The sequence below is a fragment of the Geobacillus sp. genome, from assembly GCF_017515625.1.
GTDB classification, from domain to species: Bacteria; Bacillota; Bacilli; order Bacillales; family Anoxybacillaceae; genus Geobacillus; species Geobacillus stearothermophilus.
This window is the reverse complement of sequence record NZ_JAFWFM010000184.1, coordinates 1-10,793: the sequence shown is the minus strand read 5'-3', so window position 1 is coordinate 10,793 and position 10,793 is coordinate 1. Positions and strand designations below refer to the sequence as shown.

At 55.9% G+C, this 10,793-nt stretch carries 12 protein-coding genes, 1 riboswitch and 1 other annotated feature; of the genes, 10 read left to right on the top strand and 2 right to left on the bottom strand.

What is annotated here, in order from left to right; genetic code table 11:
* Positions 1 to 118 precede the first annotated feature (118 nt).
* Positions 119 to 604 (top strand): dUTP diphosphatase, encoded by a 486-nt coding sequence (locus tag IKE44_RS10910; RefSeq protein ID WP_011232188.1) that lies wholly within the window; start codon positions 119 to 121, stop codon positions 602 to 604.
* Positions 605 to 696: 92 nt separating this feature from the next.
* Complete coding sequence (locus IKE44_RS10905; RefSeq protein WP_287465890.1) at positions 697 to 1,785, top strand: M42 family metallopeptidase; 1,089 nt, start codon at positions 697 to 699, stop codon at positions 1,783 to 1,785.
* 28 nt (positions 1,786 to 1,813) lie between these two features.
* Here the strand turns inward: IKE44_RS10905 and sspI are convergent, their stop codons facing one another.
* The gene (gene sspI, locus IKE44_RS10900; RefSeq protein WP_015375579.1) at positions 1,814 to 2,023 is read right to left on the bottom strand and encodes a small acid-soluble spore protein SspI; all 210 of its coding nucleotides are present in this window, start codon (positions 2,021 to 2,023) and stop codon (positions 1,814 to 1,816) included.
* A 272-nt stretch (positions 2,024 to 2,295) separates the two neighbouring features.
* Here sspI and msrA point away from each other — a divergent pair, with 272 nt between their 5' ends.
* The 4 genes from msrA to pheT all read left to right on the top strand — a co-directional run bounded on the left by msrA (position 2,296) and on the right by pheT (position 7,403).
* The gene (msrA, locus tag IKE44_RS10895) at positions 2,296 to 2,820 is read left to right on the top strand and encodes a peptide-methionine (S)-S-oxide reductase MsrA (protein ID WP_013144533.1); all 525 of its coding nucleotides are present in this window, start codon (positions 2,296 to 2,298) and stop codon (positions 2,818 to 2,820) included.
* Positions 2,817 to 3,569: a TrmH family RNA methyltransferase gene (locus tag IKE44_RS10890; RefSeq protein WP_049624977.1), complete on the top strand. Its 753-nt coding sequence runs from the start codon at positions 2,817 to 2,819 to the stop codon at positions 3,567 to 3,569. Before msrA ends, IKE44_RS10890 begins: the two co-directional genes overlap by 4 nt.
* Before the next feature lie 86 nt (positions 3,570 to 3,655).
* Positions 3,656 to 3,891, top strand: a binding site (T-box leader).
* A gap of 41 nt (positions 3,892 to 3,932) precedes the next feature.
* Positions 3,933 to 4,967, top strand: a complete 1,035-nt coding sequence (gene pheS / locus IKE44_RS10885; RefSeq protein WP_033014393.1) for a phenylalanine--tRNA ligase subunit alpha — start codon at positions 3,933 to 3,935, stop codon at positions 4,965 to 4,967.
* A 21-nt stretch (positions 4,968 to 4,988) separates the two neighbouring features.
* Positions 4,989 to 7,403 carry a phenylalanine--tRNA ligase subunit beta gene (gene pheT / locus IKE44_RS10880; RefSeq protein ID WP_287465888.1) on the top strand — a complete coding sequence of 805 codons (2,415 nt, stop codon included), beginning with the start codon at positions 4,989 to 4,991 and terminating at the stop codon, positions 7,401 to 7,403.
* Positions 7,404 to 7,514: 111 nt separating this feature from the next.
* On the opposite strand, the gene IKE44_RS10875 is transcribed toward pheT, so the two are convergent.
* Entirely contained in the window at positions 7,515 to 8,438 is a 924-nt protein-coding gene (locus IKE44_RS10875) for a helix-turn-helix transcriptional regulator (protein ID WP_033014389.1), read from the bottom strand.
* Between the two features lie 125 nt (positions 8,439 to 8,563).
* Here IKE44_RS10875 and modA point away from each other — a divergent pair, with 125 nt between their 5' ends.
* The 4 genes from modA to IKE44_RS10855 all read left to right on the top strand — a co-directional run bounded on the left by modA (position 8,564) and on the right by IKE44_RS10855 (position 10,674).
* Positions 8,564 to 9,355 carry a molybdate ABC transporter substrate-binding protein gene (gene modA / locus IKE44_RS10870; protein WP_287465886.1) on the top strand — a complete coding sequence of 264 codons (792 nt, stop codon included), beginning with the start codon at positions 8,564 to 8,566 and terminating at the stop codon, positions 9,353 to 9,355.
* A gap of 151 nt (positions 9,356 to 9,506) precedes the next feature.
* Positions 9,507 to 9,569: riboswitch (Fluoride riboswitch) on the top strand.
* A 46-nt stretch (positions 9,570 to 9,615) separates the two neighbouring features.
* Complete coding sequence (locus IKE44_RS10865) at positions 9,616 to 10,005, top strand: fluoride efflux transporter FluC (protein ID WP_033006426.1); 390 nt, start codon at positions 9,616 to 9,618, stop codon at positions 10,003 to 10,005.
* Complete coding sequence (gene crcB / locus IKE44_RS10860; RefSeq protein ID WP_033006429.1) at positions 10,005 to 10,355, top strand: fluoride efflux transporter CrcB; 351 nt, start codon at positions 10,005 to 10,007, stop codon at positions 10,353 to 10,355. The genes IKE44_RS10865 and crcB overlap by 1 nt, the downstream gene beginning before the upstream one ends.
* 85 nt (positions 10,356 to 10,440) lie before the next feature.
* Positions 10,441 to 10,674 (top strand): contact-dependent growth inhibition system immunity protein, encoded by a 234-nt coding sequence (locus IKE44_RS10855; protein ID WP_183084387.1) that lies wholly within the window; start codon positions 10,441 to 10,443, stop codon positions 10,672 to 10,674.
* Positions 10,675 to 10,793: the final 119 nt, after the last annotated feature.

Here is a 10,793-nt window from a genome sequence, read left to right as displayed (position 1 = left end):
GGCCGAAAACAACGGGGGTGGCAAGCTTTTTTTCTTCCAACCGTTGAAACTCAAGGGAAAACCGTGAGTGTGGAGGATAAACTTTTGACAATACCTGAGGTAGAAAGGGGAGGAAAGAATGAATTGGCCTTTGCTTTACGATATGCAGCGCATGTTGGATCGGCGCATTGAAACGGAGCATGGCTTGATGGAGGAAGATTTGTTTGCCCGCAAGCAGCTCGCCTTTCTTGTGGAGCTGGGTGAACTCGCGAATGAGACGCGTTGCTTTAAATTTTGGAGCATCAAACCGCCCGCGCCAGCCGAGCGAGTGCTTGAGGAATATGTGGACGGCTTGCATTTTTTATTGTCGCTCGGGCTGGAGTGCGGCTTGTTTTATGAAGAAAACGAAGCTCCGTCGGCGGGACGGCCGCTTGTCGAGCAGTTTCTTGCCGTGTTTCGCGCCGCCGAGCGGTTCGGGGAGACGAGAGCGCGAGGGGAATATGATGCGCTGTTTGCGGAGTATTGGCGGCTTGGCGTGGCGCTCGGTTTTTCTTCCGATGACATCGAGGCGGCGTATCGGCGGAAAAATGAAGTGAACCACAAGCGGCAAAACGAGCGCTATTGATCTTTTTTTGGATGGCGAATGATTCATTTTGCCAATAGTCAGCCTTTTCAAGTATAATAAAAAAGTGGACAAAACCGGAAAGGAGTGCCAAGATGGCGAAGTTGGACGAAACGTTGACGATGCTGAAAGCGCTGACCGATGCGAAAGGCGTCCCGGGCAATGAGCGGGAAGCGCGCAATGTGATGAAGACATACATAGCTCCGTATGCGGATGAAGTGACAACGGATGGCCTCGGCAGCTTGATTGCCAAAAAAGAAGGGAAATCGGGCGGGCCGAAAGTGATGATCGCCGGCCATTTGGATGAAGTCGGCTTTATGGTGACGCAAATCGACGACAAAGGATTCATCCGCTTCCAAACGCTTGGCGGATGGTGGAGCCAAGTGATGCTCGCCCAGCGCGTGACGATCGTGACGAAAAAAGGCGACATCACCGGCGTCATCGGTTCGAAGCCGCCGCACATTCTGCCGCCGGAGGCGCGCAAAAAACCGGTGGAAATCAAAGATATGTTCATCGACATCGGCGCGACAAGCCGCGAGGAAGCGATGGAGTGGGGCGTCCGCCCGGGCGATATGATCGTGCCGTATTTTGAATTTACGGTATTGAACAATGAAAAAATGCTGCTCGCGAAAGCATGGGACAACCGGATTGGCTGTGCGGTCGCCATCGATGTGCTCAAGCAGCTGAAAGGCGTCGACCATCCAAACACGGTATACGGCGTCGGCACGGTGCAGGAAGAAGTCGGCTTGCGCGGCGCGCGCACGGCCGCCCAATTCATTCAGCCGGATATCGCCTTTGCGGTGGATGTCGGCATTGCCGGCGATACACCGGGCGTGTCGGAAAAAGAAGCGATGGGCAAACTCGGCGCCGGCCCGCACATCGTCCTGTACGACGCGACGATGGTGTCGCACCGCGGCTTGCGCGAATTCGTCATCGAAGTGGCGGAAGAGCTGAACATTCCGTACCATTTTGATGCCATGCCGGGCGGCGGTACGGATGCGGGAGCGATTCATTTAACGGGCATCGGCGTTCCGTCGCTCACGATCGCCATCCCGACGCGCTACATCCACTCGCACGCCGCCATTTTGCATCGCGACGACTACGAGAACACGGTCAAGCTGCTTGTCGAAGTGATCAAACGGCTTGACGCCGACAAAGTGAAACAACTGACGTTTGACGAATAAAAACACCGGCCAATTCGGCCGGTGTTCGTCATTGTTTAACCGCCTGCTCGAGCGTGGTGAGCATCATGTCTTTTTGCTGTTCATTGGCGTGCGTCCAAATGGCTTCAAAGAGGACGCCGAGGCCGGGCAAATATTTTTCCTCGCCACGCTGGATCGCGTCCTCGATTGTATTCTCGAGCTGTTCTTTCGAGTTGTTGGCGACGTTGTGCATAATGGCTTTCCGCAAGTTCAAATCCATTTGTCTCACCTCATTGGCCGTATTATACACCGTTATCGTTTGCCAATGGCGGCGGATTTATACATGGAGCGGCTCTCGTATATGGTATAAATAGAGGAAAAACTAGACCGAAATGAGTGATGGCGACGATGGACGAGAAACCGAGCGGCCGGCGTGCGGAACGGAACGAGCCTGGCTTTGTGAAGGAACTTGGCTTTGGTCGTGAAAGATGACAACGGCACACATTTTGTTATAATCAAATGAAGAAACTTGACGAATGAGGTGACGACACAATGGAAAAAGCGACATTCGCCGGCGGCTGCTTTTGGTGCATGGTGACGCCGTTTGAGGAGCTTGACGGCATTTACGGCATCGTCTCCGGCTATACGGGCGGGCATGTCGAAAACCCAACATACGAGCAAGTGAAAACCGGCACGACCGGCCATTACGAAGCGGTGCAAATCACGTTTGACCCGGACGTCTTTCCGTATGAGCGGCTGTTGGAGCTGTATTGGTGTCAAATCGACCCGACCGATGACGGCGGCCAGTTTCACGACCGCGGGCCGCAATATCGGACGGCGATTTTTTACCATAACGAAAAACAGCGCCAGCTCGCCGAGCAGTCAAAGCGGGCGCTCGAGGAAAGCGGGCGCTTCTCGAAGCCGATTGTAACGAAAATTTTGCCGGCGACGACGTTTTACCCGGCGGAAGAGTATCATCAAAACTACCATAAGAAAAATCCGGAGCATTACAAGCAAGACCGCGCCGCGTCCGGGCGCGACGAGTTTATCGCCAAACATTGGGGGACGAAACGGTGAAGCGGATCGAATCGCCGAAAAATGCGCGCGTCAAACAATGGAAAAAGCTGCAGACCAAAAAAGGGCGCGATGAGACCGGATTGTTTTTGCTTGAAGGGTTTCATCTTGTCGAAGAGGCTGTAAAAAGCCGAGCGCCGCTTGTTGAGCTGATGGTGGACGAGCGGACAGCCATCCCGCCCGGCTGGGACGTCAGCGTCCCGGTTGTGATCGTGACCGAAGCGGTGATGAAGGCGATCAGCAGCACGGAGACGCCGCAAGGCATCGCCGCGGTGTGCCGACAGCTACCGGCCGAGCTTGAAGGCGTGAAGACCGCCTTGCTCATTGACGCCGTGCAAGACCCGGGCAATCTCGGGACGATGATTCGCACCGCCGATGCCGCCGGGATCGATGCTGTCATCCTTGGCGAAGGGTGCGCCGATGTGTACAATCCGAAAGTCGTGCGGGCGACGCAAGGGTCGCTGTTTCATCTTCCGGTTGTCAAAGGCGATTTGGCGCAATGGATCGCGCGTTTCAAGGAGCAGGGCATTCCGGTGTACGGAACGGCCTTGGAGAATGCCGTTGATTACCGCACCGTTCCGCCTTCGTCTTCCTTCGCCTTGCTCGTCGGCAATGAAGGAAGCGGCGTCCGGCGCGAATGGCTCGAGATGACGACGGAAACCATCTACATCCCGATTTACGGCCAAGCCGAGTCGCTGAATGTCGCCGTCGCGGCCGGAATTTTGCTTTATTCCTTGCAGGCGGTGCGGTAAACGATGAGCTGCGCAAAGAAATTTCGGCCTGACCTTGCCTTTGCCGTTTTCTTTGCGTATAATAAATAGCGACATTTTCCATACGGACAACAACGATGACGGAGAAAAGTAGCTTGCCGCTCGCCATCCAGGGAGAAAACGCCGGAGACTGGGAGCGTTTTTATGGCCGACGCAAGTGAAGTTCACCTCCCGAGTTGGCACCGGGACCATCCCAAAAGGGGATGTAAAGGTGTTCCGGCTTTCGGCCGTTATCGCAATGAAGCGAACAGCACATTTGTGCTGTTAACAAGGGTGGTACCGCGAGCAACAACTCGTCCCTTACCGGGGGGCGGGTTTTTTATTTTGGATAGAGGAGGGACTTAAGTGAAAGAACGGCTGTACGAGCTGAAGCAAGAAGCGCTTCGCCGAATCGATGAGGCGAAAGACGTCAAAGCACTGAATGACGTGCGCGTCGCTTACTTGGGCAAAAAAGGGCCGATCACCGAAGTGCTGCGCGGCATGGGGGCATTGCCGCCGGAAGAGCGCCCGAAACTCGGCGCGCTGGCCAATGAAGTGAGAGCGGCGATTCAGCAGGCGCTCGAGGCGAAACAAGCGAAACTGGAACAGGAGGAAGTCGAGCGGAAGCTGGCCGCCGAAGCGATCGATGTGACGCTGCCGGGACGACCTGTGAGTCTTGGCAATCCCCATCCGCTGACACGCGTCATTGAAGAAATTGAAGATTTGTTTATCGGCATGGGCTATACGGTCGCCGAAGGGCCGGAAATCGAGACCGACTATTACAACTTTGAGGCGCTCAATTTGCCAAAAGGCCACCCGGCCCGCGATATGCAAGATTCGTTTTACATCACGGAGGAGATTTTGCTTCGCACCCACACATCGCCGATGCAGGCGCGGACGATGGAAAAACACCGCGGGCGCGGCCCGGTGAAAATCATTTGTCCGGGCAAAGTGTACCGCCGCGATACGGACGATGCGACGCATTCGCACCAGTTTACGCAAATTGAAGGATTGGTTGTGGACCGGAACATCCGGATGAGCGATTTGAAAGGGACGCTGCGCGAATTTGCCCGCAAGCTGTTCGGGGAAGGGCGCGACATCCGCTTCCGGCCGAGCTTTTTCCCGTTCACCGAGCCGTCGGTCGAAGTCGATGTGTCCTGCTTCCGATGCGAAGGGCGGGGCTGCGGCGTCTGCAAAGGCACCGGCTGGATCGAAATTTTAGGAGCCGGCATGGTGCATCCGAACGTGCTTGAGATGGCCGGCTTTGATTCGAAAACGTACACCGGCTTTGCGTTCGGCATGGGGCCGGAGCGGATCGCGATGCTGAAGTACGGCATTGACGACATCCGTCATTTCTATCAAAACGATCTACGTTTCTTGCGGCAATTTTTGCGTGTGTAACAGAAAAAGGAGGGGTTTTCCATGCTCGTGTCTTACCGTTGGCTGAGCGAGTACGTCGATTTGACGGGGGTCACCGCCGCGGAACTCGCTGATCGCATCACGAAAAGCGGCATTGAAGTCGAGCGGGTTGAGGCGCTCGACCGCGGGATGAACGGCGTCGTCATCGGCCATGTGCTCGAGTGCGAGCCGCATCCGAACGCGGATAAACTGCGGAAATGCCTCGTTGACCTTGGCGAAGGCGAGCCGGTGCAAATCATTTGCGGCGCCCCGAACGTCGCCAAAGGGCAAAAGGTCGCCGTCGCCAAAGTCGGGGCGGTGCTGCCGGGCAATTTCAAAATCAAACGGGCGAAGCTGCGCGGGGAAGAATCGAACGGAATGATTTGTTCGCTCCAAGAGCTCGGCGTCGAAACGAAAGTCGTGCCGAAAGAGTATGCAGACGGCATTTTCGTCTTTCCGAGCGATGCGCCGGTCGGCGCCGATGCACTGGAATGGCTCGGCTTGCACGATGAAGTGCTCGAACTGTCTTTGACGCCCAATCGCGCCGACTGTTTAAGCATGATCGGCGTCGCCTATGAAGTCGCGGCCATTCTCGGACGTGAAGTAAAGTTGCCGAAAGCGGCGGTCAAAGAAACGAACGAAACCGTTCACGACTACATTTCCGTCCGCGTCGAGGCGCCGGAAGACAACCCGCTGTACGCCGGGCGGATTGTGAAAAACGTCCGGATCGGCCCGTCGCCTCTTTGGATGCAAGCGCGTTTGATGGCGGCCGGCATTCGCCCGCACAACAACGTCGTCGACATTACGAACTACATTTTGCTTGAGTACGGCCAGCCGCTTCATGCGTTTGACTACGACCGCCTCGGTTCGAAGGAGATTGTCGTCCGCCGTGCAAAAGCGGGCGAAACGATCATCACCCTTGATGATGTCGAACGGAAGCTGACCGAAGACCACCTTGTCATCACGAACGGCCGCGAGCCGGTCGCCTTAGCCGGGGTGATGGGCGGGGCGAATTCGGAAGTGCGCGATGACACGAAAACCGTGTTTATTGAAGCGGCGTACTTTACAAGCCCGGTCATCCGCCAGGCGGTAAAAGACCACGGGCTGCGCAGCGAAGCGAGCACTCGGTTTGAAAAAGGCATCGATCCGGCGCGGACGAAAGAAGCACTCGAGCGCGCCGCCGCCCTGATGGCCGAATACGCCGGCGGCGAGGTCGTCGGCGGCGTCGTGGAAGCGAGCGTGTGGCGCCAAGACTCAGTGGTGGTGACGGTCACGCTCGAACGCATCAACGGTGTCCTCGGCACGGCGATGTCGAAAGAGGAAGTGGCCGTGATTCTTTCGAATTTGCAATTTCCGTTCACAGAAGACAACGGAACGTTTACGATCGATGTCCCGTCGCGTCGGCGCGACATTGCGATTGAAGAAGACATCATCGAGGAAGTGGCGCGCCTGTATGGCTACGACCGTCTGCCGGCGACGCTGCCGGTGGCGGAGGCGAAGCCGGGCGGACTCACGCCGCATCAGGCGAAGCGCCGCCGCGTCCGACGCTATTTGGAAGGGGCGGGCTTGTTCCAAGCCATCACGTATTCGCTCACGAGCCCGGACAAAGCGGCGCGCTTTGCGCTTGAGACGGCCGAATTGGTCCGCTTGGCGCTGCCGATGAGCGAAGAGCGGAGCGTTTTGCGGCAAAGCTTAATTCCGCATCTGCTTGAAGCGGCGAGCTACAACCGCGCCCGCCAAGTCGAGAACGTCGCCTTGTACGAAATCGGCTCTGTCTACTTGTCCAAAGGAGAAGGCGTCCAACCAGCGGAAAAAGAGCGCCTCGCCGGCGTTCTCACCGGCTTATGGCACGCCCATTTATGGCAAGGAGAGAAAAAGGCCGTTGATTTTTACGTTGCCAAAGGCATTTTGGACGGCTTGTTCGACTTGTTTGGACTCGCCGCCCGCATCGAGTACAAGCCGGCCAAGCGCGCCGATTTGCATCCGGGACGGACGGCGGAGATTGCGCTTGACGGCAAGGTGATCGGCTTTGTCGGCCAGCTCCATCCGGCCGTGCAAAAAGAGTACGATTTAAAAGAAACGTACGTGTTCGAGCTCGCCTTGACCGATCTGTTGAACGCCGAAAGCGAAGCGATCCGCTACGAGCCGATTCCGCGCTTCCCGTCGGTCGTGCGCGACATCGCCTTGGTCGTTGACGAAATGGTCGAAGCCGGCGCCTTGAAGCAGGCGATCGCCGAAGCCGGGAAACCGCTTGTCAAAGACGTCTCCCTCTTTGACGTCTACCAAGGCGAGCGCCTGCCGGCCGGGAAAAAATCGCTCGCCTTCTCGCTCCGCTTCTATGATCCGGAGCGGACGCTCACGGATGAAGAAGTCACGGCCGTCTATGAGCGGGTATTGGCGGCGGTCGAGCAGCAATTTGGCGCCGTGTTGCGCGGGTAAAACGAAAAGCTGTTCCGAAAGCGATGGGCTTTTGGAACAGCTTTTTTTGATGAGAGCTCGTTTTCAAACAGATTCAGAAAACGAAAGATGCTAACAAAGGTGGATGCCCTGTCAGCCGCGTTCAGCTATAATGCGCCCGGTTTGCGACACATCGTACCCGCCGAGCGCTTCGAGTTCGGCGTGGAACGAATCGGAGCGGAGCACGTCGAGCACGGAAGCGATGAGCGATTCATTCTCCGGCGTCCGCAGCATGACGACATCATACTGTTCGTTCATTAGCGGAATGAACTCGACGCCGGCCATTCGCGCCACCTTTTCCGTGCCGATGCCGACATCGGCGAGACCTGACGCCACCGCGGAGGCGACGCTCAAATGGCTTGTTTCCTCGCGTTCATAGCCGCGAATGGCGGACGGCGACAATCCATGCAGGCGCAGCTGTTCATCTAACAGGACGCGCGCCCCGGCCCCTTTCTCCCGATTGACGATCACGACGTCGCTCCTTCCTAAGTCGCGCCACGTTTGAATGCTGCGAGGATTGCCTTTTGACACATAAAATCCAATCGGCCGGCGCATGACGTTCACCATGATGTACGCATGGCCTGTCAACAGCTTTTCCACATACGGACGGTTGTACTCGCCTGTCTGCCCGTCAAACAAATGCACGCTGACGATGTCGCATTGCCCTTTATACAGGGCGATCAGCCCATTGAGGCTGCTCGTGTAGGTGCGGAGCGATTGATAAGGGCCGTTTTTTTCCAGATGGACGCCAAGCAAATCGAGCGCCGCATCTTGGCCGCTGATGATGATGGGGCGAACGGCGGCTTCGACCGGCCGTGAAACGGCGGAAGAAACGGGGCTTGTCTCCCCTTTTTGCCCGTCGATGTACCGGCGAAGATCATCCGCGGTAATCCGCATTTGCCGCCCGACGCGAAAGGCGGGCAGCTTCCCTTTTTTCACTAAATCGTACACCGTTAGTTTGGACACTTTTAATAAGGAAGCGATTTCTTCAATCGTGTATGACTGCGGCTCCGTCATCATGCCATCCTCCTTTCTTTCATTGTAGCGCAAAGAACGCATGGGGAAAAAATTTTTCTTTCCTAACTACTTATTATTATTTATAATTAGATATCATTACATATAAAAAGATAAGGGGGAGACAGATGCGAAAAATCGCATGGCTTGCCGTATTGCTCTTGCTGTTCTGCTTGTATGGCTGCGACAGCGGATCAAAAGAGGGGAAGGGGCAAACGAAATCGGCGGATAAAGTGGAGCTCACCGTCTCCGCCGCCGCTAGTCTGCAAGAAGCGCTGGAAGAAGCGAAAACGGCGTTTGAACGAAAGCATCCGAACATCCGCATCCAATACAATTTCGGTGCGTCGGGCGCGTTGCAAAAGCAAATTTCCGAAGGGGCGCCGGTCGATCTTTTCTTTTCGGCGGCCGCTGAGCCGTTTGAAAAATTGAAAGCAGAAGGGTTGATCGATTCCAAACACGAAAAAACAGTGCTGGCGAACGAACTCGTCCTCATTGCGCCAAAACAAGGGGAAGGAGCGGTTCAGTCGCTCGATGACATCATCCGCGTCAAACGGATCGCCATCGGCATCCCCGAATCGGTTCCGGCCGGCATGTACGCGAAACAAACGTTGGAGAAGGCGGGGCTGTGGGAGAAGGTGGCACCGAAGCTCGTGTACGCGAAAGACGTTCGCCAAGTGTTGACGTATGTGGAAACCGGCAATGTCGACGCCGGATTTGTGTACCGGACGAACGCGCTTGCCTCGGAGAACGTCAATATCGTCGCTGCAGTGCCAAGCGGCATGCACGACCCGATCGTCTATCCGCTTGGTGTCGTCAAGACGAGCAAACATCTCAAGGAGGCGCAACAGTTTTACTCGTATTTGACAAGCGGTCCAGCGCTGCAAATGTTCGAAGAGCACGGATTTCGCCGCGCCCGCTAGAAGACTGGTGGGCGGGTAAAAATACCGCTGAATCCTGTCTTTTCTCAACTAGAGAAGCCTAGCACAATCAGCCTTCTTTTTTGGCAAAATGCCGCCTGTTTGCTGTCCTTCACATGGGAAGGGGACATTATGGTAAAATAACAAACAAGAAAACGTTATAGGCGATGGAGTTCGCCATAACCGCCGGCTTCCGGCTGATGACTCCTGCTACAAATGAAAAGCGGCAGGAGTCTGTTTATTTTACGAAGGAGGGATGGTTATTGGTCTATCTCGCCGTCGGCGCAGCCGGCATGATCGGCGCGCTTGTCCGCTATGTCGTTGGTCTTGTCGTGCCCGCTGCCTGGTTGGGAGGGGTTCCGCTCGGAACGCTTTTGGTGAACTGGACCGGCTCGTTTTTGCTCAGCTGGCTTACGGTGGTGTTCACCCGCCGCCCGTCTTGGCCGCCGTGGCTGAAAACAGCGGCGACGACCGGGTTCATCGGCTCGTATACGACGTTTTCGACGCTCAGCGTCGAATGTGTGGAATGGATGGAACAAGGGCGCTTTGGCATGGCGGCCGTGTATATCGCCGCCAGCCTGTTCGGCGGCCTAGCCGCCGCATGGGCGGGATATGTTGCCGCCCATCCAAAGCGAAAGGAGGAAATAGCATGATGACCGCACCGCTATTGGTGATGATGGGGGGTTTTTTTGGCGCCATCTGCCGTTATGCCGTCAGCCGCTGGGCGGCTCGGCGTTCACCGCGTTTTCCCATAGGGACGCTCATTGTCAACTTGCTTGGGTCCTTTTTGCTTGGCTGGCTCGCCGGAAGCGGCGCCGCCGATGCGACGAAGCTACTTGTCGGCACCGGCTTCATGGGCGCGTTCACGACGTTTTCGACGTTGAAATGGGAAAGTGTGCAAATGATGCAGCAGCGCCAATGGGCGAAGGTGGTCGTTTATTTGGCGGCTACGTATTCGTGTGGCGTGTGGCTGGCGTGGCTTGGCTATCGCGTGGGGCGGTGATGAGCGGCAATGAAAAACGGGCTTGATTTCTGAACGGGAGGGAGAAAAGAGATTGCGATTTGTTGAGCCAGGGGAGGAGACTAGAATGGCGAGGGCAAGAGTGGAAGAGAGATTCAAGACATTGCGATACTTTATCGATGGCTACTATAACCAATCGATCGATGATGAGTTTGATGGTCGGATTCGCGATTTTCGCGATTATGAACCGAAATGTTTGGTCAACGCATTGCGGAGAGAGTTGGTTGATTTGCGAACAGTCGTCGCCCAAGCCGACAAGGAAACCTTTAACTTCCCTCGGAAAGAAGTCTCCTACTTCTAAACGTGAAGGTGCGCCAGCACCAGTGAAAGTGGGAGATGAATTTCGGTTGGCGTTAGCCAACGAATAGGATAGAATATGGCTAGAACGGACACCTTCGGAACGAAGGGAAGCGTAAAGGG